We start from the raw sequence: 23255 nt of genomic DNA, 5'->3' as shown, positions 1-23255 counted from the left end.
CGGTAGGCGTAGCGCTACCGGGCTTTTTTTAACTCTCGATACCTTTACTGCGCAGGTAATCTTCGTAGTTACCGGTAAAGTCCACCACGCGCTCAGGCGTAATTTCGATCACGCGGGTCGCCAGCGAGCTGACGAATTCACGGTCGTGAGAGACGAAGATCAGGGTCCCCTGATACATCTCCAGCGCCATGTTCAGCGATTCGATAGATTCCATATCCAGGTGGTTAGTCGGTTCATCCATCACCAGGATATTGGGTTTTTCCATCATCAGCTTGCCGAACAGCATGCGCCCTTTTTCACCACCGGACAGCACTTTAGCAGGCTTCTTGATGTCGTCCTGACTGAACAGCAGACGACCCAGAATGCTGCGCACCGCCTGCTCGTCATCGCCTTCCTGCTTCCACTGGCTCATCCAGTCGAAGACGGTCAGGTCGTTTTCGAACTCGTATTCATGGTCCTGTGCGTAGTAACCAATCTGCGCGTTTTCAGACCACTTCACGGTACCGTTATCCGGCTGCAGTTCGCCGACCAGGGTTTTCAGCAGAGTGGATTTACCCACGCCGTTGGCACCCAGAATGGCAATCTTCTCGCCCACTTCCAACAGCAGGTTAAAGTTTTTAAACAGCGGACCGTTTTCAAAACCTTTAGCCAGGGCTTCCACTTCCAGCGCATTACGGAACAGTTTCTTGTCCTGCTCGAAGCGGATGAATGGGTTCTGACGGCTGGACGCTTTCACTTCATCAAGCTTGATCTTGTCAATCTGGCGCGCACGAGAGGTCGCCTGGCGAGATTTAGAGGCGTTCGCGCTGAAGCGGCTGACGAAAGACTGCAGATCAGCAATCTGGGCTTTCTTCTTGGCGTTATCCGCCAGCAGACGTTCACGCGCCTGCGTGGCTGCCGTCATGTACTCGTCGTAGTTGCCCGGATAAACGCGCAGCTCGCCGTAGTCCAGGTCCGCCATGTGTGTACACACCATGTTCAGGAAGTGACGGTCGTGCGAGATGATGATCATGGTGCTGTCGCGATCGTTCAGCGTCTGCTCCAGCCAGCGGATGGTGTCGATGTCCAGGTTGTTCGTTGGTTCGTCGAGCAGCAGGATATCCGGATTAGAGAACAGCGCCTGCGCCAGCAGAACACGCAGTTTCCAGCCTGGCGCGACTTCGCTCATCGGGCCGTAATGTTGTTCTACCGGAATACCCACACCCAGCAGCAGCTCGCCCGCACGCGCTTCCGCAGAGTAGCCATCCATTTCGCCGTACAGCACTTCGAGATCGGCCACTTTGTAGCCATCTTCTTCGCTCATCTCCGCCAGCGCGTAGATGCGATCGCGCTCCTGCTTCACTTCCCACAGCTCCGCGTGTCCCATGATAACGGTGTCAAGGACGGTGAACTCTTCAAAGGCGAACTGATCCTGACGCAGCTTACCGATGCGCTCGTTTGGATCGAGCGAAACGTTGCCCAGCGTCGGCTCTAAATCACCGCCGAGGATTTTCATAAAAGTAGATTTACCGCTACCGTTGGCGCCAATCAGGCCGTAACGGTTGCCGCCGCCAAATTTGACGGAAATGTTTTCGAACAGCGGCTTACTGCCAAACTGCATAGTGACGTTGCTGGTAACTAACACGGGGAGATTCCTGCGAAAAGTGTGATAAACACGGCATTATGCCACAATTCCGAATTGAGATCCCGCGTTGCGGCAATCCGCTAAACTTTAACAAAATCGAAAAAAATGTGATTTCGTACACATCTGAATTCCCTGTTAGCGGGAATGCACATATAATGCGCTCCCATCAAGATTCAGACTTATCAACTCATCGCCGGAATGGCTTAGATACCTCGCACAACATGAACATGAAATTAACAACGCTTTTTGCGGCGGCGTTAGCCGTAGTAGGTTTTTGCAAAACCGCTTCTGCGGTGACTTATCCGCTGCCGACAGACGGTAGCCGTCTGGTTGGTCAAAACCAGGTGGTCACGGTGCCTGAAGGTAACGCTCAGCCACTGGAATATTTCGCGGCGCAGTACCAGTTGGGCCTGTCTAACATGCTGGAAGCGAATCCGGGTGTTGACCCGTATCTGCCTAAAGCCGGTACCGTGCTGAACATTCCTCAGCAGCTCATCCTGCCGGATACCGTCCATGAAGGTATCGTCATCAACAGCGCGGAAATGCGTCTGTATTACTACCCGAAAGGCACCAACACGGTTATCGTGCTGCCAATCGGTATCGGCCAGCTGGGTAAAGACACCCCAATGAACTGGACGACCAAAGTTGAGCGTAAGAAAGCAGGCCCAACCTGGACGCCAACCGCCAAAATGCACGCGGAGTACATCGCTGCGGGTGAACCCCTGCCAGCTGTTGTACCGGCAGGCCCGGATAACCCAATGGGTCTGTACGCGCTGTACATTGGCCGTCTGTACGCGATTCACGGGACCAACGCCAACTTCGGTATCGGCCTGCGCGTAAGCCACGGCTGCGTACGTCTGCGTAACGAAGACATCAAATTCCTGTTCGAAAACGTGCCGGTCGGTACCCGCGTCCAGTTCATCAACGAACCGGTTAAAGCGACGTCTGAGCCGGATGGCAGCCGTTACATTGAAGTACACAACCCGCTGTCCACCAGCGAAGACCAGATTAACAACAACGAAATCGTTCCGGTTACGCTGAACAGCGCGGTGCAGTCCGTGACCTCTCAGCCGGATGTAGAGACAGCGATTGTTGACCAGGCCGTTCAGAACCGTTCTGGTATGCCAGTGCGTCTGAACTGACCCTCTGCCCGGTGGCGCTTTGCTGACCGGGTCTGAGAATAAGAAAGCGGGCTCTGATGCCCGCTTTTTTTTATCCGTTATTGACGATAACTATCCCGCCGTGGTCGTAACGGTAGTGACAGTGGGCATACTCAAGCGGTGTGCCATCCTCCAGATAGATAACCTGCTCCACCTCCAGCACCGGATCGGTCTGCTCGCAGATAAGGTGTTGCATATCCAGCGCGTTCGGTTTTAGCGCCCGCACCACCCGGTACGACCCCATGATTTTCAGCCCCAGCGTCTCCTGCACGTAGCGGAACACGGAGCCTTCAAGATGGCTTTTATTCAGACCGGGCACCAGATTAAGCGGCATTACGGTGGAGTCCAGCGACATCGGCTCACCGTTGAGCAGACGCAAACGAACAAAGTCATAGACAGGCGCATCGGCGTTAATCATCAGCGAGGCCTGCTCCTTCTCGTTCGGAAAGCGCAGCTCGAAATGGACCACGACGCTGGAAACGGTGCCCAGATGCTCCCAGGTTTTTGTTGCGCCGAAGTAGTCGCTGCCGGAAAGATCCCACTGCGAGAGTTGCAGGAAATTTTTGCGGATAAACGTCCCCTGCCCCTGACGGGTATAGATCAGCCCTTCCACAATTAACTGGCGTATGGCCTGCTGTATGGTCATCCGGCTGGTGCTGAACTCCGCCGCCAGGGCAAACTGGTCCGGGAGCGGTTCGTTGGCGGCGTATTGCGAGCTAATAATGCGTTTCTTAATTTCCCGCGCTATGGTGATGTACTTCGCCGCCATCGTCCTTCCTTTCTGTTAGTTTTCTGTCCCGCTGTTTTTTAATGCCACTCTCTCGGCAATTTTGAGGAAAGGCAGGTAGAAGAATACACCAAATACAATGATTGCCAACTGCACGACCACGGCGCGCCAGTCCCCTGCCGTTGCCAGCCAGGCGCTCAGAATGGGCGGAGTTGTCCACGGGATCATAACCACACAGCGCGACATTAACCCCAGGGTAGTACAGAACCACGCAAACCAGATACCTATGGCAGGTAGCAGCACAAAGGGGATCATCAGCGGCAGGTTGAACACAATCGGCAGGCCAAAAATGACCGGCTCGTTGATGTTAAACAGGCCCGGCGCCAGCGACAAACGGGCCACCTGTTTCGCCGATTTTTGCCGTGAGAAGATGAAAATGGCAATCAACAGGGAAATCGTGCTGCCGGTCCCCCCCACCATACCAAAGGTCGGTACAAAGATATTGTTGATGATATGTGGGACAGGCTGACCGTTGGCAAAGGCCAGCATATTCTCGTTGGTGTTGATCAGCAGAAACGGCTCCAGCACCACGCTGTTAACCACTGACTGATGGATCCCAAGCGTGAACAGGAAGTTACCAAAGCTATAGATAAAAATCGTGCCCGGCAGGCTGGTATTGATCAGGCGCAGCGGCTGCTGAATAAAAGTGGTGATCAGATGGATGAGATCCGTGTGCAACACGTTCGCCAGAAGCGCGGCCAGTATGGCAAACAGGGAAAGCGTCAGGATCGTCGGGATCAGCGCGGTAAACGATTTGCTGACCGCCGGCGGTACATTTTCACCTAAAGAAATGTGCAGCGCTTTCAGACGAGAAATGGCGATAAACAGTTCCGTTGAGAGCAGACCAATCAGCACCCCGGCAAAAATGCCGGTTGAGCCAATATTGGAGAACGTCAGCACCTGCGTGACGTTCACCGTGGCGTCGCTGCCGACGGGCGTAAGCTGTAAGCGCATCGGCATCATAATGATAAAACTGCTGATGGCGATAACCACTGCCGAGACCGGGTTGTCGAAGTCTTTGTTGCGTGCCAGCGACCAGGCAATCATCGGCGCCAGCAACAGCGCGGCGATATTCAGCGTACCGTTAATAATCGCCTCGCCCCACACCTTAAAATGCGCCAGCGTGTCGCCTTCAAAAATCCATGGGAATACCACGTTATTCACCAGCACCGCCAGACCGGCAAGGATGAAAATGGGCATGACCGTGGCGAAGGCATCGCGCAGGGAACGCAGGTGCACCTGGTTTGCCAGGCGCGCCGAGAACTCAACAAATCTGTCGACAAAAGACTGCATATGCGGTGTTATTTTTGTATCAGACATAGCGGATATTTCCCTTCAATCAGTCACAAAAACGGCCCGGCAGCGTACGGCTTACATCTCGCGTCCGTTGGTATGGATAACCTGTTTCAACCATGCGTAGCTCTTCTTCGGTACGCGCTTTAAGTCTTTCAGGTCGTGATTTTCACGGTTCACATAGACCACACCGTAACGCTTACGCATGTCTCCCTGTGAACTCAGAATGTCGATTAAGCCCCAGCCGAGGTAACCGATCACCTCTGCGCCATCCTCAAACATGGCTTGTTTCATCGCCTCGATATGCGCCCGGTGGTAGTCAATACGGTAGGTATCTTCAATCGGATTCACACCGTCCCAGGACTCGATCACCCCAATACCGTTTTCAATCGGGAATACCGGCATACGCCAGTCGTTGTAATAGCGGGTGATGATGGTGCGAAAGCCCAGCGGATCAATCTGCCAGTTCCATTCGGTCGCTTTCAGGTACGGGTTATTTTTATCACCGTGCAGAAGGTAATCGTTGACCGGCGTTCCTTCGGGGATCGCATCACTGTCGAGGGTTTTACTGGCGTAGTAGCTGAAAGCCATATAGTCGTTTTTGGTACGCGCCAGCAGCGCAAGATCCTCAGCGCGGTAGATATCCGCAAAACCTTGCTGTTCCACGACCGCCATCACCGCCGGGCTGTAACCCTGGCCGGCAAAGACGCGCAGCAGGTTCTGGTTGAGGAATTCGTCATACTGCTGGGCGCAGAAGATATCACGCGGTTTACAGGTCGCCGGATAGACCAGCTGGTGCGCCAGCATGCCGCCCATCAGCTGCCCCGGACGGGTCTGGTGCAGGTATTCGGTCAGGGTCATATGCGCGACCATGGTGTGGTGCTGCAGTTCATACAGCTCGCGCAGGGTTTTCTCGCCTTTCATATAGCCCGAGATCCGGAAGGCTTCCGGCATGTGGAAGATGTTCTGCTCGTTAAACGTCAGCCAGTACTTCACCCGGTCGCCGTAACAGTCGATCATCTTTTTGCCGTAGCGGATAAACGCGTCCATCACACGGCGATCGTTAAAGCCGTTGTACTCCTGCGCCAGCGCCAGCGGCATATCGAAGTGGTAGAGGCAGATCATCGGCTCAATGCCGCGGGCAATTAAATCGTTAATAAAGCGGTCATAAAAGGCGATGCCTTCGTCGTTGAAGTCACCGTCGCCCTGTGGACATACGCGGCTCCAGGCGATCTGAAAGCGGTAGCAGTTCATGCCCAGATCCTGCATCAGGTCGAAATCTTCCCGATAGCGGTGGTAGGAATCGGTCGCGACTTTCCAGTCAGAAACGTTCTCCCCGGCTTCGCGAATGTCATATACCGACATTCCCTTTCCTCCCTCATTCCAGGCCCCTTCCGTCTGCATACTGGATACGGAATTGCCCCATAAAAAATTGGCTGGCAGAAATTGATTCATGATCGCTCCCTATATGACTAGTCATTTAATATCTCATGACTAGTCATATAGGCGAAGACGAAAAATCAATCAAAGAGGAGGATCGTTTTTTGTGAGCAAGGCGGGAAAAAAACCCGGTCAGCGAAGCGAGACCGGGGGGAAGGACGGTTATTGTTGTGCGAGCTGATGACGGCGATATTCACCCTGCCGCTCCAGCATCCAGCCCGGGTATTCGCGCGGCAGCGCGCTGACGGCATCAAGCTGTTTAAGCTCGTCTTCGCTTAAACGGATCCCGGTGGCGGCAATGTTGTCGTCCAGCTGGTCGACACGTTTGGCACCAATAATGACGCTGGTTACGGCCTTCTGATGCAGCAACCACGCCAGCGCAATTTGCGCCACAGAGACACCCTTGCGCTCGGCCAGGGTGCGCATCACATCCACGCAATCGAAAGCACGCTCTTTATTCACCGGCGGGAAGTCAAATTCCAGGCGGCGACCGCCGGATTCACTCTGCCCGTCACGGCCATATTTTCCGCTAAGCAGACCGCCTGCCAGTGGGCTCCAGACCATCAACCCGACGCCTTCACTCTGCATCATCGGTATCAGTTCACGCTCAAGATCGCGCCCGGCGATGGTGTAATACGCCTGCAGTGAAGCAAAACGCGCCAGTCCAAGGCGTTCGGAAATGCCCAGCGCTTTGGCAATCTGCCACGCCGCCCAGTTAGAGACGCCGATATAACGCACGTGCCCATGCTGTACCAGGTTATCCAGCGCGTAGAGCATCTCTTCGACAGGGGTTGCCGGGTCAAAACCGTGGAGCTGATACAGATCGATATGATCGAGCTGCAGACGGCGCAGGCTCTCTTTGACGCTACTGATGATGTGATAGCGCGAACTGCCGCGGGAGTTCACCCCGGCCGTGCCCGTTTCGCCAAACACTTTGGTGGCAACCACCACATTTTCGCGCGGAATTTTCAGGTTCTTCAGCGCCTGGCCGGTGATCTCCTCCGAGCGCCCTTCCGAATACACATCCGCGGTATCGATGAAATTAATTCCGGCATCCAGTGCACGGCCCACCAGCTGCTCGGCTTCACTTTGCTGCAGCTGACCAATCTTGCCCCACATGCCGCCTTCTCCGCCGAAGGTCATGGTGCCAAGGCACAGTTCAGACACAAACAGACCGGTATTGCCCAGTTTTTGATAACGCATAAGATAATCCTCGCATGTCGTTCGATGGGTACCCGATAGTTATACCCGCCCCATAGCCATCGCGAATGTGGTGTTCCTGTCCGTTTCTTGCCCAATCCTCTGAATCTTATCCGCGCGGAGCCTCACCAAAGACCTTGTAATCCGGTAATTGCACCTGCTGATACGGCTCCCAGCCGCCGCCCAGCGCTTTGTAGAGCGCCACCAGATCGAGAGCGCTCTGCACCTGCGCCTGCGCGCGTTGCTGCTGCGCCTGCGCCAGCTGCCGCTGGGCATCCAGCACGTCAATAAAGCTGGCGATCCCCTGCCGGTAGCTGTCGCTTGCCAAATCAAACGCGTTTTGCAACGCATCGATGGTTTTGGCAAGGCCGGCTTCACGCTGCTGATCGGTGCGGTAACTCACCAGCGCATTCTCCACGTCCCCGAGCGCGGTGAGCACCGTCTGGCGGTAGTCGAGCACTGCCGCGCCCTGCTGCGCACGCGCCACCTTCACGCTCGAGACCAGTCTTCCGCCTTGGAAAATCGGTATCGAGACCTGCGGGCCGAAGCTGTAGAAGTGGCTGCTCCAGTCCGTCAGCCAGTTGGTTTCGCTGTTTCGCAGGCCGAACTGCCCGGAGAGGGTAAAGCTCGGGAACAGCTGCGCCACGGAAACGCCAATCTGCGCCGTGGCGGCGTGGAGGTTGGCTTCCGCCTCGCGTACGTCAGGACGACGACGGGCCAGCGTAGAGGGGATACCCGTTTGTACGATATCCGGCAGGGCGGGCATCGGCTGCGCCGACTGCAGCTCCGCATCCAGCGCCCCCGGCGGCTTGCCGAGTAAAATCGCGAGGCCATTCATTGCCTGCCGTGCTTGGGCCTGATACTGAGGACGCTGCGCTTCGAGGTTCCCCAACTGGGCACGCGCGTTTTCAACGTCCATCTGCGGTGACAGCCCGCCCCGCTGGCGGCTTTCGGTGAGTTCCAGGGTTTGTTGCGCGCTCTTAATCTGGGTGTTCAGCGTGGCAATGATGCTCTGCGCCCCCCGCAGCTGCAGCCATGCGCGCGCCACTTCCGCCTCCAGCGACACCAGCGCGTCGTTACGCTGCTCTATCGCCGCTTTCTGCTGCGCTTCGGCAGCCTCTACCTGTCGGCGCACCTTGCCCCACAGGTCGATTTCCCACTGCGCATCGAAGCTCCCCTGGTAAAGATTGATCGGCTGCGTCAGCGGTCCTAGCGCGCCCCTGAGTTCAGGATCCACGTTATCAAGCTGGTCGTACACGCCGTGGGATTTCAGCTCTCCCTCCAGCCCAAGCTGCTGGCGCGTGGCCTGCAGATTACCGTTTACGGAAGGGTAAAACGCCCCACCCGCCTGGTTAATCTGTTCGCGCGCCCCGGCAATACGCAACACCGTCTGCTGCAGGGATAAATTTCCCGCGATCGCGCGCTCTATCAGGCTGTCCAGCTGCGGTGAACCGAAGGTTTTCCACCAGCGTGGGTTGGTTGCCGTCGAGGCCGTTTTTGACTTCACGCCGCTGTCACCCGGGTCGTTCCAGTGTGTCGGGGTCTGCGACGCCGGCGGCTGGTAATCCGGCCCCACGGCACAGCCTGCCAGCAGCATGATCATCAGGGGGGTTAAACGTCTGTGTATCATCAATGTGCTCCTGCACTCCCCTCGCTCTTAACCGGCGAGAGCAACAAACAAAATGGAATCAGTAACATGGCTACCACGCTCAGAATGGTGAACACGTCGATATACGCCAGGAAGCGCGACTGCTCGATCATGGTCTGGTACATGCGCCCGGTGGCGATACCGGTAGGGTCCCCGACCTGAGTGGTGAAGTTCTGGATTGCCTGCGCACTTTCGCGTATCGCCAGCTGGAACTGTTCATTAAACGGTGACGCGTGATAGGCCAGATGCGCGCTGTGCGCCTGGGAACGTTCGGTAATGGCCGCCGTAGAAAGCGAGATGCCAATTGAGCCCGCCACGTTGCGGAACATGGTAAACAGCGCCGCCGCATCGGCGTTCAGCCGCCTCGGTATCGAAATAAAAGCAATGGTGGTGAGAGGCACAAACAGGAACCCAAGCCCTATCGACTGGGCGCTGCGGAACAGCACCAGCGTTTCGAAATCGATATCCGGGGTCAGCGTACGTGACCAGAAGAACGACACCGCCAGGCAGGTAAAACCAAAAGCGATAATCCAGCGCGTCTGCACCACCGGCATCAGCTTCAGCACCAGCGGGATAGTCAATACGATTAACACGGCGCCCGGCGAAAGGACCAGCCCGGACCAGGTGGCGGTGTAGCCCAGATCCTGCTGTGCAAGCTGCGGAATCACCACCGAACTGCCGTACAGAATCATCGCCATGCCCGCCATCAACAGGCTGGAGATGGCGAAGTTGCGATCTTTCATGCAGTGCAGATCTACCACCGGTTTTTTGGCATACACCAGCCAGTAAATCGCTCCAATAATGCCGATGAGCGTCAGCACGGCGAAGGTGCGAATAAAGTTCGAATAAAACCAGTCCTCATCTTCTCCCCGGTCGAGCATCACCTGCAGGCAGCCCAGCCCCAGCGCGATCAGGCCAATCCCCGTCCAGTCGATAGACAGCTTCTCTTTCGATTTGCTTTCCCATGGCGGGTCTTCCAGCAGCTGGTAGATCGCCAGCACCGTTACAATCCCCACCGGAATGTTGATGAAGAAAACCCAGCGCCAGGAGTAGTTATCGGTGATCCAGCCGCCCAGCGTCGGGCCAAGTACCGGCGCAACGATGATGGCGATTGACGACAGGCCAAACGCTTTACCCCGGTCCTCGGGTTTAAAGTAGTCGAGCAGCACCGACTGCTGCGTGGGCTGCAGCCCGCCGCCGAAAAAGCCCTGCATTACGCGAAAAAGAATGATTTGCCACAGCTCGGTGGCGATCCCGCACAGGAACGAACAGACGGTGAACATCACGATGCAGATGAGGAAGAACTGTTTGCGGCCAAAAACCCGGCTCAGGAAAGCCGATATCGGCAGCACTATGCCGTTTGCCACCAGGTAGCTGGTCAATACCCAGGTGGATTCGTCGTAGCTGGACGAGAGCGACCCGGCCACATGCGGGAGCGCCACGTTAACGATAGTGGTGTCGAGGATCTCCATAAACACCGCCAGCGTGACCACAATCGCCACCGCCCACGGATTACTGGCGGGTCGCCAGTTGTCGTGGCTGTGATCCGTCATTCCACTGTCACCTTCGGTGCCACCGACAGCCCAAGCGGCAGCGGTTTGTTGGGATCCAGCCCTTTATCAATCACGATCTTCACCGGCACGCGCTGAACGATTTTGACAAAGTTACCGGTAGCGTTTTCCGACGGGAAGGCGGAGAAACGCGAGCCGCTGCCCTGTTGAATACTGTCAACATGGCCTTCGAGCGCCATATCCGGCCAGGCATCTACGGACACCTCGACCTTATCGCCCGGCTTCATGCGTTCGAGCTGCGACTCTTTAAAGTTCGCCACCACCCACACATTCGGCGAGACCAGTGAAAACAGCGCGGTACCCGCCTGCACCAGGGTGCCGGGCTGGACGTTGCGTTTAGTGACAAAACCGTCAAACGGGGCGCGGACTTCGGTGTAAGAGAGGTTCAGCGTCGCGGTTTCCAGCTGCGCTTTGGCCTGATCGACCTGGCGCTGACGCGCTTCCACATTGGTTTCCTGCTGGCGGATCTGCAGCTGTACCTGCTCCGCCACTTCAAGCTGCGCCTGCGCACTTGCCAGGCCCGCCTGGGCACTGCGCAGCTGGGCATTGGCGGTATCAATACTTTGCTGGGTGGTCGCTCGCGGATCAACGCCTCGCTGGCGGCGATACTCCGCCTGCGCATTGGCCAGATCGGCCTGCGCTTTAATCACCTGCGCTTTGGCTTCATCACGCTGAGCGGGATACTGGACTTTTGACAGCGCCAGCTGCGCCTGAGCCTGATGCAGCTGGGCTATCGCCAGCCCAAGCTGGGCCTGCGCCTGATCGCGCTGGGCAGTGGTATCACGCGGATCGATAACCACCAGCAGGTCACCCTTTTTCACCCGCTGGTTATCGCGCACACGCAGCTCGGTGACATAGCCTGCCGTTTTCGGGGCAATCGTCACCACATCACCGTCGGTAAAGGCGTCGTCAGTGGTCTCTTCGTTACGGGTTAAAAACCACCAGACCAGCGCCACGATAACCATCACCACCACGACAATGCCAAGGATGATTAACGGTTTTTTGCCCGGGCGCTTACGCTGTTTAGTGTTGTTTTCCTGCTCGTCAGCAGGCAGGTTTTGATCTTCAGCCATAGGTCAGCAACAGTCCTGTCAGTGAGCGGCATCACACTATGCCGTTCACTAAAGCTAGGACGTTGCTATACGTTTGCCAGGAAAAACTGACAAATTGCGCACTATATGAGAAGGAAAATTCCGAAACCGATCGCCGCGGCCCAAATCAGCATCGGGATCGACCAGACATGGAAACGCCACCAGATACGACGATCGTTAGCCATACGCAGGGCAATCAGGTTAGCAAGCGAACCGGGCAGCAGCCCAAACCCGCCGATATTCACCGCCCACGCCAGCAGCGTGTCAGGGGGAACGTAGTTGAGGAGTAAAATGGTGGAAGGCACGTTGCTGATGAACTGTGACAGACCAATCGCCGTGAGCCACAATCCCGGCTGCGACAGGCCGCTGACGCTGTGCAGAACGTGTTGCAGTACCGGAAGCTGGATAAGCAGATGTACATCAATAAACATCACCATAAAGACCAGCAATAACGTCCAGTCCACGCTGATCAGCACGCGCCGCGCCAGGAATAAAAAACCGGCGGCGACGAGCAGTACGCCCGCCAGTTCATACTTCAGTTCCAGCGCGAACAGGAAAACGATGTACAGCGCCAGACAACTCCACACCAGACGCGGCTGCCACTGCGGACCCGTGGTACCGCTGTGGTACTGCAGTTTTTTAACCGGGAACGCGAACCAGCAGACCGCCAGCAGCGACACCATCATCACCAGCGCCAGCGGGGCCATCTGCCAGGTAAAAGCGGCAAACGACAGCCCGGAGCGTCCCCACAGGAGAATATTTTGTGGGTTGCCGATAGGGGTCAGAAGCGAACCGGCGTTAACGGCCAGCGCCTCGAAGATGATCAGCCGGCTAACCGGTATCTCGCAGAGCTTACGCAACGTGAGCGTGAGTGGCACGATGATAAACAGCGCCACGTCGTTGGTCAGAAACGTCGACAGCACCGCAGCAGAGAACACCATAAACAGCGCCAGACGGCGTTCAGTGGCAAAGCGGCGCACCATTTTACGTCCCAGGACGTCAAAATAGCCGCTCAACTCTACCCCTTTGGTAAGCATCATCAGGCCACTGAGGGTAATGATGGTGCGCCAGTCAATCACCGCAGGCCAGGTGTGTGGCGCAAACGGCACAAAGATGCTTAATACTGCGCCAATGATGAATAAGAGATGGAAGAAACGATCGCGTGCCAGGGCCTGCAGTCCGGGGATGTTCATTCAGCGGAGGGACCATATTTAAGGGTAAACTCGCGGAACTTAACCAGCGTCTCTTCGCTGACGTGGTGTTCCATTCCTTCCGCGTCCCGGCGGGCAATTTCCGGGCTTACGCCCAGCACCAGTAAGAAGTTTTCGACGAGCTGGTGGCGCTCGCGACTCTCCTGGGCGAGTTTCTCCCCTTCCGGCGTCAGAAAGACGCCGCGCCAGGGGATCATTTCAATCAGGCCCACGGAGGCCAGACGTTTTAACATTTTTGCCACTGTCGGTTGGGAAACGCCCAGCCGTGCAGCCATATCCACCTGGCGCGCCTCCCCGACCTCGCGAATCAAATCGGAAATCAGTTCAACATAGTCATCAATCAGCTCACGACGGTGCGCTTCACGTACCTGGCGAAAACCTTCGACATGTTCTTCAACATTCACCAGTTGCGTCGTTTTTCTGATTGTTGGCTTACCTGCGCGACGGTTCATTGTACTTCCTCAGTGGGGTGACGCTTCCAGCGCCCGGTATCGAGAGCGCACATTGTAAACCATCCCTCTACAAGCACAAAAAATTAACGAAATAGCCATAGCTATACAATATAGCCTGTGCTATATCTGTATGTAATGCAGTCACCCTTCACGGATCGAAGGGATCAAAAATCAGGAGGTCTCATGAACGAATTCAAGAGGTGTATGAACGTGTTTACCCACTCTCCCTTTAAAGTACGCCTGATGCTGTTGAACATGCTGTGCGATATGTTTAACAACAAACCCCCGCATCAGGACGACAAACCTTCCCACTAAGCGGCGTTGCGGTACGCCGCTTCATTTTTCCGTCACAAACCCACTGTACACTGGCTTTCAGCCGCCCTATTCCCGATCTTTTTTACGGATTTGCAATCCCCTTCGCAAAACATCTGCTTAGCAACTGTTGCTATTATTTAGCGCTCGCACTATCTTCTTGCAGCCCTGCACAATTTGCGGCTCGCTGAAGCGGACCCTCATTCCCTCTCCACGCACTGTCAGGCAGGTTATGACCCTTGACGCCAGGGTGAGCACATGGCGTTTTTATCCATGATAGTGACCTATGAATTTAACCCTGATAGACACCGTTGTTACCCGTAGCCGGGCCTTAAGCCCGTGGACGGGATTTTACTTTTTGCAGTCATTACTGATTAACTTTGCGCTTGGCTATCCCTTTAGCCTGCTCTATGCCGTGGCCTTTACCTGCATATTGCATGTGCTGTGGCGAACGGCTCCGCGCGCGCAAAAAACGTTAGTCGGAATCTGTTCTCTGGTCGCTGCACTCTATTTCCCGTTTGGTCAGGCTTACGGCTCGCCGAACTTTAATACCCTGCTGGCGCTGCACTCGACCAATATGGAAGAGTCGACAGAGATCCTGACGATCTTCCCCTGGTACAGCTATGTGGTCGGCCTCTTTATCTTTGCCCTTGGCGTGATAGCCGTTCGCCGTAAAGCGGAAGAGAAAAAAACGTGGGGAAAAATTGAGCACCTGTGCCTGGCGTTCAGCGTGGTGGCGTTCTTTGTCGCACCAGTACAAAACCTGGCCTGGGGTGGGGTTTTCAAGCTAAAGGATACCGGCTATCCGGTGTTCCGTTTTGTGAAAGACGTCGTCGTTAACAATAAAGAGGTGCTCGACGAACAGGCACGTATGGCTGAGCTTTCAAATATGAAAGACACCTGGAACGTGCTGGCCGTGAAGCCCAAATATCACACCTATGTGGTGGTGATTGGTGAAAGTGCACGTCGCGACGCCATGGGAGCCTTTGGCGGACACTGGGACAACACGCCGTTCGCCAGTTCGGTCAAAGGCACCCTGTTTACCGATTATGTTGCGGCCAGCGGCTCAACGCAGAAATCTCTCGGCCTGACGCTGAACCGGGTGGTCGATGACAAACCCCAGTTTCAGGATAACTTTGTTACCCTGGCGAACCGCGCAGGTTTCCAGACCTGGTGGTTCTCCAATCAGGGACAAATTGGCGAATACGATACGGCCATTGCCAGTATCGCCAGACGCGCCGACGAAGTGCAGTTCCTGAAGAACGGTGATTTTGAAGCGGACAAGAACACGAAAGATGAAGCGTTGCTGAAAATGACGGCGCAGGTCTTTGCCTCTCCGCGTACCCAGCCGCAGCTGATTGTTCTGCACCTGATGGGGTCTCACCCGCAGGCCTGCGATCGGACCGGCGGTAAATACGCAGAGTTTGTGCAGTCCAAAGAGACCTCATGCTATCTCTACACCATGACGCAAACCGACGACCTGCTGAGCAAACTGTACGATCAGTTACGCAATACGGGTGACAGTTTCTCGATGGTCTACTTCTCGGATCACGGGCTGGCGTTTAAAGAGCGCGGTAAAGAGGTGCAGTATCTGGCGCACGACGATAAGTTCCAGCAGAACTTCCAGGTACCGTTTATGGTTGTGTCGAGTGATGATAAAACGCATCGCATTATTAAAGCGCGGCGTTCGGCCAATGATTTCCTGACCTTCTTCTCGCAGTGGACGGGGATTTCGGCACAGCAGATAAAAAATGCGTACCCGTTTGTCTCTAACAAGAAGGCTCCCCCAGTTTACATTACCAACTTCAAGTTACAGAAAGTTGACTATAACCATCTGGGAACCGATATCTTCGATATTAAGAGTAAATAATCCGGGCAATCTGCTACTCTCTCCTGCAAGGCGAGGGATTAACGTAAAAAAAAAATCCGCCACATTGGGCGGATTTTTTACTGGCTCACCGAAGTGATTAGAAGCGGTAACCTACGCCCGCGATCCAGGTGCCAACGTCAACGTTGCGGATACGGCTCTGCTCATAAGAGAAGTCCAGAGCGACGTCCTGGATTGGGTTGAACTGCAGACCCGCGCCATAGGAGAAGCCGTAGTCGCTGTTGCTTGCAGTGCGGTTCAGACCCTGGTTTTCGGTCTGCTGGAATTTACCGTAGCCAACACCTACAACACCGTAGATGCTTGCCCAGTCGTTCAGACGGTAAGCTGGACCAGCGGTGATGCCGTAGTACTGGCCTTTGTTGTATGCGCCGTTTTCAGAACGATCTTTCTCGGTGTAGGTGAAAGAACCGATCACGCCCAGTGGGTTGTTATCCTGCTCGTAACGATACTTCAGGTTGAAACCGTTAGCTTTGTTCATCACGCCCTGCATATCGCTCTGAGCGTAACCACCAGTTACAGTAGAAGTAGCAGCTACAGCGGTACCTGCGGAAACAGCCAGTACAGCGGCCAGTGCTGAAAGACATGCAATTTTTTTCATAACCACCTCAAATGTGCTTCAAGTAAGTCCGTAAGTTTTAAATATATCAAAAAAATTTGCGAAACTCTTTGTGATTCGTGATGTCTAACTGAACCTTTCCTGTAACAGAACGTTTCCAGCGTCAGCTATCTCATTCAAATCACATACAATTTTCGCTATAAAACGCTCATACTGCGCGTCTGCGCCGTTACATTCATCCAGATTATTCCTAATCTGACAGGCGATAAATCCACCAGCGCTTAACCATTTTACGGAATTTACACGTTTTTTTTTCAACGGTCTCTCAACCGTTGCAGCTTATTTCCTTTACACTGCAACCTTTACTTCATTTGACATAAGTTGACAGGAGAAAGGATGCCTGGGTTATCCCGCTCGTCGTCGGTCTGGTTGCCGGTTGTCGTCATACTCATCGCCATGTTGTCCATTCAAAGCGGTGCCTCGCTGGCTAAATCCCTCTTTCCGCTGGTCGGTGCGCCTGGGGTCACGGCCCTGCGTATTGCCCTCGGAACCGCGATCCTGGTGGTGATTTTCAAACCCTGGCGTTTACGCTTTAAAAAAGAACAACGCTTACCGCTGCTTTTTTACGGGCTGTCCCTGGGAGCGATGAACTACATGTTCTATCTCTCCATCCAGACAATTCCGTTGGGGATTGCCGTGGCACTGGAGTTTACTGGCCCGCTGGCGGTAGCGCTTTTCTCGTCCCGTCGTCCCGTTGACTTTATCTGGGTAATTTTAGCCGTTCTTGGCCTGTGGTTCCTGCTGCCGCTGGGCCAGAGCGTCTCAGAGATTGATCTCACGGGCGCGGCGCTGGCTTTGGGGGCGGGTGCCTGCTGGGCTATCTATATAGTGACCGGACAGCGCGCCGGGGAAGAGCATGGCCCGGCGACGGTGGCAATCGGTTCATTAATTGCCGCTATCATCTTTGTGCCGATGGGTATGGCTCAGGCCACCGAGTCCATCTGGCAATGGTCAGTCATGCCCATCGGGCTGGCGGTCGCCATTCTTTCCACAGCACTCCCCTACTCTTTAGAGATGATAGCCCTGACGCGCCTGCCAACGCGCATTTTCGGCACGCTGATGAGCATGGAGCCCGCGCTCGCCGCCCTGTCAGGGATGGTCTTCCTCGGTGAAACCCTGACCTTCACCCAGACGCTGGCCCTGTGTTCGATTATCGCCGCCTCAATGGGCTCAACGCTAACGATGCGCCCGGAACCTAAAGTTGAGAAAATTGACCTCAATTAGCGCTCTATATTCTGCGTGGCTTTATAGCCATGCAGAATAAAGGCCAGTTTCCCGTTTAAAATATTTTTTTACAAACTTTGCACTCTTCGTGAAATATTTCCCCCGCTGTCGATAACGTTTTCCTGAATTAGGATTGATCTGCATCAATTTTAAACAATCCCTTTAATTTCATACCATTGTAAACACAACGTCCTTCTCACTATTAAACTGATAGGCAGAGCCTCCCCGCAGGGAAAAAATCCGGTGCTATACTTAATCCCGCAATTACCTGGGAAACAAACATCAAGAGGATATGAGATTATGAGTACCGCTAAACTGGTGAAAACGAAAGCGTCTAATCTGCTTTATACCCGTAACGATGTATCGGATAGCGACAAAAAAGCGACCATTGAGTTGCTGAATCGCCAGGTGATCCAGTTCATCGATCTTTCGCTGATCACCAAACAGGCCCACTGGAATATGCGCGGTGCAAACTTTATTGCCGTTCATGAAATGCTGGATGGCTTCCGCACAGCACTGGTTACCCACCTCGATACCATGGCCGAACGTGCCGTACAGTTAGGCGGTGTGGCACTGGGTACCACGCAGGTGATTAACAGTAAGACGCCACTGAAAAGTTATCCGCTGGATATCCATACCGTTCAGGATCACCTGAAAGAGCTGGCAGACCGCTACGCGATAGTGGCTAATGATGTGCGTAAAGCTATCGGCGAAGCGAAAGACGAAGATACAGCCGATATCTTCACCGCCGCTTCCCGCGACCTGGACCAGTTCCTGTGGTTCATTGAGTCCAACATCGAATAATTCATAAGAATTTCCTATACAACCCTCGCCCTCCGGTGAGGGTTTTGCACATCTATGGTGCACGTTTTTGGCCTGAGACGCTGCAAAAGTGAAAAAATTGTAATAATCACCTCACACAACCGTTAACGGAAGATTGTTTTTTCGTCAGAATTTACGCTAAATAACGCTTCGTCTGTTGAGCCAAATGACGCGCACCAAAACGGTGCTCCACTTTGGTGCAATAAAAGTTCATTGCCCCGTTTTCTGTGCAATGCATGACATCATCCCCTTTGTAAAACAACAGCTTGTAAAGTTGGCACGATTTTTTCATTGTGCCACTCGTTCTCGCAGGGGATCGCCCCGTGGATATAAAAGGAAATGCTATGAAGTCTGTATTAAAAGTTTCACTGGCTGCACTTACCCTGGCTTTTGCGGTCTCTTCCCAGGCTGCCGACAAACTGGTTGTGGCGACCGACACGGCGTTCGTTCCGTTTGAATTCAAACAGGGTGATAAGTACGTTGGCTTTGATGTTGATCTGTGGGCTGCTATCGCAAAAGAACTCAAACTGGATTACACCCTGAAGCCAATGGACTTCAGCGGCATCATCCCGGCACTGCAAACGAAAAACGTTGATCTGGCCCTGGCCGGTATCACCATTACTGAAGAACGTAAAAAAGCGATCGACTTCTCTGACGGCTACTACAAAAGCGGCCTGCTGGTGATGGTGAAAGCCGATAATAACGACGTAAAAAGCGTGAAAGACCTCGACGGTAAAGTCGTCGCGGTGAAAGGCGGTACCGGTTCTGTTGATTACGCGAAAGCAAACATCAAAACCAAAGATCTGCGTCAGTTCCCGAACATCGATAACGCCTACATGGAGCTGGGTACCAACCGTGCTGACGCGGTGCTGCACGATACCCCTAACATCCTGTACTTCATCAAAACGGCGGGCAACGGCAAGTTCAAAGCCGTCGGTGATTCTCTGGAAGCCCAGCAGTACGGTATTGCGTTCCCGAAAGGCAGCGACGACCTGCGTACGAAAGTTAACGGCGCGCTGAAAACCCTGAAAGAGAACGGCACCTACAACGAAATCTATAAAAAATGGTTCGGTACCGAGCCTAAATAATAATTCTTAAAAATGACGTTCACTCGGGGGCGACCTTTCGCCCCTGCTATTTTAGAAACACGGTAACAGTAACAGGAAACTATCATGCAGTTTGACTGGAGCGCCATCTGGCCTGCCATTCCTATCTTGCTTGAAGGCGCTAAAATGACCCTGTGGATTTCGGTCCTCGGTCTGGTTGGTGGGTTGATTATCGGTCTTGTCGCCGGTTTCGCCCGCACCTACGGCGGCTGGATTGCAAACCACATCGCACTGGTTTTCATCGAAGTGATCCGCGGCACCCCAATTGTCGTTCAGGTCATGTTCATCTACTTCGCCCTGCCAATGGCTTTCACCGACCTGCGCATTGACCCGTTCAGCGCCGCTGTCGTGACCATTATGATCAACTCAGGTGCCTATATCGCGGAAATTACCCGTGGTGCGGTCCTGTCGATTCATAAAGGTTTCAGTGAAGCGGGTCTGGCGTTAGGCCTTTCTCGTCGCGAAACGATCCGCCACGTCATTCTGCCGTTGGCCCTGCGCCGCATGCTGCCACCGCTGGGGAACCAGTGGATCATCAGTATTAAGGATACGTCGCTGTTCATCGTTATCGGCGTTGCTGAGCTGACCCGTCAGGGCCAGGAGATCATTGCGGGCAACTTCCGTGCGCTGGAAATCTGGAGTGCGGTAGCTGTTGTCTACCTGATCATCACTCTGGTTCTGAGTTTCGTTCTGCGTCGTCTTGAAAGAAGGATGAAAATCCTGTGATTGAATTTAAAAACGTTTCCAAGCACTTTGGCCCAACCCAGGTGCTGCACAATATCGATCTGAATATCAAACAGGGTGAAGTGGTGGTCATTATCGGGCCATCCGGCTCCGGTAAATCGACCCTGCTGCGCTGCATCAACAAGCTGGAAGAGATCACCAGCGGCGATCTGATTGTCGATGGCCTGAAGGTGAATGACCCGAAAGTCGACGACCGTCTGATTCGTCAGGAAGCTGGCATGGTGTTCCAGCAGTTCTACCTGTTCCCGCACCTGACGGCGCTGGAAAACGTAATGTTTGGTCCACTGCGCGTACGTGGCGCCAGCAAAGCGGCGGCGGAAACGCTGGCTAAAGATCTGCTGGCTAAAGTCGGCCTCGCGGAACGTGCTCATCACTACCCTTCTGAGTTGTCCGGCGGACAGCAGCAGCGTGTGGCTATCGCCCGCGCACTGGCGGTAAAACCGAAGATGATGCTGTTTGATGAGCCAACCTCGGCGCTTGACCCGGAACTGCGTCACGAAGTGCTGAAAGTCATGCAGGACCTGGCTGAAGAAGGGATGACGATGGTTATCGTGACCCACGAAATCGGCTTTGCTGAGAAAGTGGCTTCCCGCCTGATCTTTATTGATAAGGGCCGTATCGCTGAAGACGGTAACCCACAAGCGCTGATCGCCAATCCACCGAGCCAGCGCCTGCAGGAGTTCCTGCAGCACGTCTCCTGATAGCGCTTCAGTTACGCCATTCTGAGCCGGGCATGCCCGGCTTTTTTACGCCAGATTGTTCCCAAAAATCCTCCCGCGCGCCTCGCCCTCTATACTTATCTTTTTGTTCATTATTTTCACCGGAGGATGCCGTGCCGTGGATCTTGCTGTTGCTTAGCCTGTTTTGTGCGCCATCGTTCGCCGTTTCCATCCCCGGCGTCACCACCGGCACGACCGCCACACAGCAAACGACACCGCCCCCAGAGCCGGATGTTGAACAGAAAAAAGCCGCCTACAGTGCCCTTGCCGATGTGCTTGAAAACGATACCTCCCGGCAGGAGTTAATCGGACAGTTGCGAAAAGTCGCCGCCACGCCGCCGCAGGAGCCGGTGCCGACAATTACCCCTCCGCAAGTGGAAGAACAAAAAACGGTGCTGGAAAATGTCACCGACGTGAGCCGTCACTATGGAAGCGAGCTCTCCTCGCGCTTTGCCCAGCTCTATCGCAACCTGATTGGTTCGCCCCATAAACCGTTTAATCCCCATACGTTTACGACAGCCGCCACGCAGTTTTTGATGCTGGCGGGCGCTGTATTTCTGTTTTACTGGCTGGTACGCCTGTGCGCATGGCCGCTCTACCGTAAGATGGGGCAATGGGGGCGCAAGAAGAACCAGCAGAAAAGCAGCTGGTTACACCTGCCGCTGATGATAGCGTCGGCGTTTATCATCGATTTACTGCTGCTGGCGCTGACGCTGTTTATGGGCCAGGTCCTGGCCGACAGGCTTAACGCCGGCAATAAAACCATCGCTTTCCAGCAGGCGCTCTTCCTCAACGCCTTTGCGCTGATCGAGTTCTTTAAGGCGCTGCTGCGTTTGATATTTTGCCCGCACGTACCGGATCTTCGTCCCTTCTCGATTCGGGATGAGAGCGCCAGATACTGGGCGCTGCGCCTCAGCGTGCTCAGTGGATTGATTGGTTACGGTCTGCTGGTTGCCGTGCCGATCATCTCCAACCAGGTCAACGTGCAGTTTGGCGCCCTGGCGAATGTGCTGATTATGATCTGCATTACCGTCTGGGCGTTGTACCTTATCTTCCATAACAAAAAGACCATTACCCAAAGCTTGCTGCATCTGGCCGATCGTTCCCTGTCGTTTTTCAGTCTCTTTATCCGCGCCTTCGCGCTGGTGTGGCACTGGCTGGCGAGCGCCTACTTTATCGTGTTGTGCTTCTTCTCGCTGTTCGACCCGGGCAACAGCCTGAAATTTATGATGGGGGCGACGTTCAAGAGCCTGGCCATCATTGGCATTGCGGCATTTGTCTCTGGCCTGCTGTCGCGCTGGCTATCGAAAACCTTCACCCTCTCGCCACAGGTGCAGCGCAGTTATCCGGAACTGCAAAAAAGGGTCAACGGCTGGATCTCGGTATCACTGAAAGTGGCGCGCATTCTCACCGTCTGCGTGGCGATTATGCTGTTGCTTAACGCATGGGGATTGTTTGACTTCTGGAACTGGCTGCACAACGGCGCGGGCGAAAAGACCGTCGATATTTTAATTCGCATCGCGCTGATCCTCTTCTTCTCTGCGGTTGGCTGGACGTTGCTGGCGAGCCTTATCGAGAACCGTCTGGTGTCCGACATTCATGGGCGTCCCCTGCCCAGCGCCCGTGCCCGCACCCTGCTGACGCTGTTTCGCAATGCGCTGGCGGTTATTATCAGCACCATTACCATCATGATTGTGCTCTCGGAAATCGGCGTGAACATCGCGCCGCTGCTGGCAGGTGCTGGCGCGCTGGGGCTGGCTATCTCCTTTGGTTCACAAACCCTGGTGAAGGATATAATCACCGGCGTCTTTATCCAGTTTGAGAACGGGATGAACACCGGGGATCTGGTCACGATTGGGCCGTTAACCGGCACGGTAGAGCGCATGTCCATTCGTTCCGTCGGCGTGCGCCAGGACACCGGGGCGTACCACATAATTCCATGGTCATCGATAACCACCTTCGCTAACTTTGTCCGAGGCATTGGCTCGGTTGTGGCCAACTACGACGTTGACCGTCATGAAGATGCAGATAAAGCGAAACAGGCGCTACGGGACGCCGTGGAAGAGATGATGGCGATGGAGGATATTCGCGGGCTGGTGATTGGAGAGCCGTCGTTTGCCGGTATTGTCGGCCTGACGAACACGGCATTTACCCTGCGCGTGTCGTTCACCACGCAGCCACTGAAGCAGTGGACGGTGCGCTTTGCGCTCGACAGTATGGTGAAAAAACACTTTGACCTGGCCGCGGTGCGGATGCCGGTGCAGACCTATCAGGTATTACCCTCACCGGCGTCCCCCACACCGCCACAGGAGCCCACCTTATAGCGTGGGGACCGGGTAACGGCGTC

The 23255-nt window shown here is 54.6% G+C and carries 20 protein-coding genes; 9 read left to right on the top strand and 11 right to left on the bottom strand.

The window, feature by feature from the left end; genetic code table 11:
* Nucleotides 1-28 precede the first annotated feature (28 nt).
* Nucleotides 29-1624 (bottom strand): ABC-F family ATPase, encoded by a 1596-nt coding sequence (locus ACN9MQ_RS06900; protein WP_014169271.1) that lies wholly within the window; start codon nucleotides 1622-1624, stop codon nucleotides 29-31.
* A gap of 221 nt (nucleotides 1625-1845) precedes the next feature.
* On the opposite strand from ACN9MQ_RS06900, the gene ldtB reads away from it, so the two are divergent.
* Complete coding sequence (gene ldtB / locus ACN9MQ_RS06895; RefSeq protein WP_025204618.1) at nucleotides 1846-2766, top strand: L,D-transpeptidase; 921 nt, start codon at nucleotides 1846-1848, stop codon at nucleotides 2764-2766.
* 70 nt (nucleotides 2767-2836) lie between these two features.
* On the opposite strand, the gene ACN9MQ_RS06890 is transcribed toward ldtB, so the two are convergent.
* The 9 genes from ACN9MQ_RS06890 to mntR form a co-directional block, all read right to left on the bottom strand.
* A complete protein-coding gene (locus ACN9MQ_RS06890; RefSeq protein WP_032677739.1) occupies nucleotides 2837-3553 on the bottom strand; it encodes a GntR family transcriptional regulator in 717 nt (238 codons plus the stop codon).
* A gap of 15 nt (nucleotides 3554-3568) precedes the next feature.
* Nucleotides 3569-4891, bottom strand: coding sequence for a PTS sugar transporter subunit IIC (locus ACN9MQ_RS06885; protein ID WP_047955258.1), 1323 nt, complete (start codon nucleotides 4889-4891; stop codon nucleotides 3569-3571).
* A 51-nt stretch (nucleotides 4892-4942) separates the two neighbouring features.
* The gene (locus ACN9MQ_RS06880) at nucleotides 4943-6319 is read right to left on the bottom strand and encodes a glycoside hydrolase family 1 protein (protein WP_032681380.1); all 1377 of its coding nucleotides are present in this window, start codon (nucleotides 6317-6319) and stop codon (nucleotides 4943-4945) included.
* A gap of 147 nt (nucleotides 6320-6466) precedes the next feature.
* Nucleotides 6467-7507, bottom strand: coding sequence for an aldo/keto reductase (locus tag ACN9MQ_RS06875; protein ID WP_014169266.1), 1041 nt, complete (start codon nucleotides 7505-7507; stop codon nucleotides 6467-6469).
* A 106-nt stretch (nucleotides 7508-7613) separates the two neighbouring features.
* Complete coding sequence (locus tag ACN9MQ_RS06870; protein WP_193163046.1) at nucleotides 7614-9134, bottom strand: efflux transporter outer membrane subunit; 1521 nt, start codon at nucleotides 9132-9134, stop codon at nucleotides 7614-7616.
* Nucleotides 9134-10705, bottom strand: coding sequence for a DHA2 family efflux MFS transporter permease subunit (locus ACN9MQ_RS06865; RefSeq protein ID WP_014169264.1), 1572 nt, complete (start codon nucleotides 10703-10705; stop codon nucleotides 9134-9136). The genes ACN9MQ_RS06870 and ACN9MQ_RS06865 overlap by 1 nt, the downstream gene beginning before the upstream one ends.
* Nucleotides 10702-11796 (bottom strand): HlyD family secretion protein, encoded by a 1095-nt coding sequence (locus ACN9MQ_RS06860; RefSeq protein WP_020884906.1) that lies wholly within the window; start codon nucleotides 11794-11796, stop codon nucleotides 10702-10704. Before ACN9MQ_RS06860 ends, ACN9MQ_RS06865 begins: the two co-directional genes overlap by 4 nt.
* Nucleotides 11797-11897: 101 nt before the next feature.
* On the bottom strand, nucleotides 11898-13007 hold the full coding sequence (locus ACN9MQ_RS06855) for an anion transporter (RefSeq protein ID WP_020884907.1): 1110 nt from the start codon (nucleotides 13005-13007) through the stop codon (nucleotides 11898-11900).
* On the bottom strand, nucleotides 13004-13477 hold the full coding sequence (mntR, locus tag ACN9MQ_RS06850; protein WP_014169260.1) for a manganese-binding transcriptional regulator MntR: 474 nt from the start codon (nucleotides 13475-13477) through the stop codon (nucleotides 13004-13006). The genes ACN9MQ_RS06855 and mntR overlap by 4 nt, the downstream gene beginning before the upstream one ends.
* A 183-nt stretch (nucleotides 13478-13660) precedes the next feature.
* On the opposite strand from mntR, the gene mntS reads away from it, so the two are divergent.
* Entirely contained in the window at nucleotides 13661-13792 is a 132-nt protein-coding gene (gene mntS / locus ACN9MQ_RS06845; RefSeq protein ID WP_020884908.1) for a manganase accumulation protein MntS, read from the top strand.
* A 283-nt stretch (nucleotides 13793-14075) separates the two neighbouring features.
* Nucleotides 14076-15659, top strand: a complete 1584-nt coding sequence (locus tag ACN9MQ_RS06840) for a phosphoethanolamine transferase (RefSeq protein WP_025204621.1) — start codon at nucleotides 14076-14078, stop codon at nucleotides 15657-15659.
* A 97-nt stretch (nucleotides 15660-15756) separates the two neighbouring features.
* On the opposite strand, the gene ompX is transcribed toward ACN9MQ_RS06840, so the two are convergent.
* Nucleotides 15757-16275, bottom strand: coding sequence for an outer membrane protein OmpX (gene ompX / locus ACN9MQ_RS06835; RefSeq protein ID WP_020884910.1), 519 nt, complete (start codon nucleotides 16273-16275; stop codon nucleotides 15757-15759).
* 354 nt (nucleotides 16276-16629) lie between these two features.
* Between ompX and rhtA the strand changes: the two genes are divergently transcribed.
* The 6 genes from rhtA to ybiO all read left to right on the top strand — a co-directional run bounded on the left by rhtA (nucleotide 16630) and on the right by ybiO (nucleotide 23232).
* Nucleotides 16630-17517, top strand: a complete 888-nt coding sequence (rhtA, locus tag ACN9MQ_RS06830; protein ID WP_185791886.1) for a threonine/homoserine exporter RhtA — start codon at nucleotides 16630-16632, stop codon at nucleotides 17515-17517.
* A gap of 300 nt (nucleotides 17518-17817) precedes the next feature.
* A complete protein-coding gene (gene dps / locus ACN9MQ_RS06825; protein WP_010428924.1) occupies nucleotides 17818-18321 on the top strand; it encodes a DNA starvation/stationary phase protection protein Dps in 504 nt (167 codons plus the stop codon).
* A gap of 362 nt (nucleotides 18322-18683) precedes the next feature.
* A complete protein-coding gene (gene glnH / locus ACN9MQ_RS06820) occupies nucleotides 18684-19427 on the top strand; it encodes a glutamine ABC transporter substrate-binding protein GlnH (protein ID WP_014883108.1) in 744 nt (247 codons plus the stop codon).
* An 84-nt stretch (nucleotides 19428-19511) separates the two neighbouring features.
* The gene (gene glnP / locus ACN9MQ_RS06815; RefSeq protein WP_014169254.1) at nucleotides 19512-20171 is read left to right on the top strand and encodes a glutamine ABC transporter permease GlnP; all 660 of its coding nucleotides are present in this window, start codon (nucleotides 19512-19514) and stop codon (nucleotides 20169-20171) included.
* A complete protein-coding gene (glnQ, locus tag ACN9MQ_RS06810; RefSeq protein WP_014169252.1) occupies nucleotides 20168-20890 on the top strand; it encodes a glutamine ABC transporter ATP-binding protein GlnQ in 723 nt (240 codons plus the stop codon). Before glnP ends, glnQ begins: the two co-directional genes overlap by 4 nt.
* A gap of 131 nt (nucleotides 20891-21021) precedes the next feature.
* Nucleotides 21022-23232 (top strand): mechanosensitive channel protein, encoded by a 2211-nt coding sequence (gene ybiO / locus ACN9MQ_RS06805; protein WP_047366371.1) that lies wholly within the window; start codon nucleotides 21022-21024, stop codon nucleotides 23230-23232.
* Nucleotides 23233-23255 lie beyond the last annotated feature (23 nt).

Origin of the sequence: Enterobacter sp. R-25 (assembly GCF_049913205.1) — a bacterium.
GTDB classification, from domain to species: domain Bacteria; phylum Pseudomonadota; class Gammaproteobacteria; order Enterobacterales; family Enterobacteriaceae; genus Enterobacter; species Enterobacter ludwigii.
The sequence above is the reverse complement of the archived record's forward strand: the minus strand, read 5'-3'. Positions and strand labels throughout refer to the sequence as shown.

Excerpts from the sequence above, each read along its gene's own strand:
- dps (WP_010428924.1), top strand. The coding sequence starts at position 17,818 with ATGAGTACCGCTAAACTGGTGAAAACGAAAGCGTCTAATCTGCTTTAT.
- mntR (WP_014169260.1), bottom strand. The coding sequence starts at position 13,477 with ATGAACCGTCGCGCAGGTAAGCCAACAATCAGAAAAACGACGCAACTG.
- ompX (WP_020884910.1), bottom strand. The coding sequence starts at position 16,275 with ATGAAAAAAATTGCATGTCTTTCAGCACTGGCCGCTGTACTGGCTGTT.
- rhtA (WP_185791886.1), top strand. The coding sequence starts at position 16,630 with ATGCCTGGGTTATCCCGCTCGTCGTCGGTCTGGTTGCCGGTTGTCGTC.
- glnH (WP_014883108.1), top strand. The coding sequence starts at position 18,684 with ATGAAGTCTGTATTAAAAGTTTCACTGGCTGCACTTACCCTGGCTTTT.
- ldtB (WP_025204618.1), top strand. The coding sequence starts at position 1,846 with ATGAACATGAAATTAACAACGCTTTTTGCGGCGGCGTTAGCCGTAGTA.
- ACN9MQ_RS06855 (WP_020884907.1), bottom strand. The coding sequence starts at position 13,007 with ATGAACATCCCCGGACTGCAGGCCCTGGCACGCGATCGTTTCTTCCAT.
- ACN9MQ_RS06875 (WP_014169266.1), bottom strand. The coding sequence starts at position 7,507 with ATGCGTTATCAAAAACTGGGCAATACCGGTCTGTTTGTGTCTGAACTG.
- ACN9MQ_RS06860 (WP_020884906.1), bottom strand. The coding sequence starts at position 11,796 with ATGGCTGAAGATCAAAACCTGCCTGCTGACGAGCAGGAAAACAACACT.
- mntS (WP_020884908.1), top strand. The coding sequence starts at position 13,661 with ATGAACGAATTCAAGAGGTGTATGAACGTGTTTACCCACTCTCCCTTT.
- ACN9MQ_RS06890 (WP_032677739.1), bottom strand. The coding sequence starts at position 3,553 with ATGGCGGCGAAGTACATCACCATAGCGCGGGAAATTAAGAAACGCATT.
- ACN9MQ_RS06865 (WP_014169264.1), bottom strand. The coding sequence starts at position 10,705 with ATGACGGATCACAGCCACGACAACTGGCGACCCGCCAGTAATCCGTGG.
- ACN9MQ_RS06840 (WP_025204621.1), top strand. The coding sequence starts at position 14,076 with ATGAATTTAACCCTGATAGACACCGTTGTTACCCGTAGCCGGGCCTTA.
- ACN9MQ_RS06885 (WP_047955258.1), bottom strand. The coding sequence starts at position 4,891 with ATGTCTGATACAAAAATAACACCGCATATGCAGTCTTTTGTCGACAGA.
- glnP (WP_014169254.1), top strand. The coding sequence starts at position 19,512 with ATGCAGTTTGACTGGAGCGCCATCTGGCCTGCCATTCCTATCTTGCTT.
- ACN9MQ_RS06880 (WP_032681380.1), bottom strand. The coding sequence starts at position 6,319 with ATGAATCAATTTCTGCCAGCCAATTTTTTATGGGGCAATTCCGTATCC.
- ACN9MQ_RS06870 (WP_193163046.1), bottom strand. The coding sequence starts at position 9,134 with ATGATACACAGACGTTTAACCCCCCTGATGATCATGCTGCTGGCAGGC.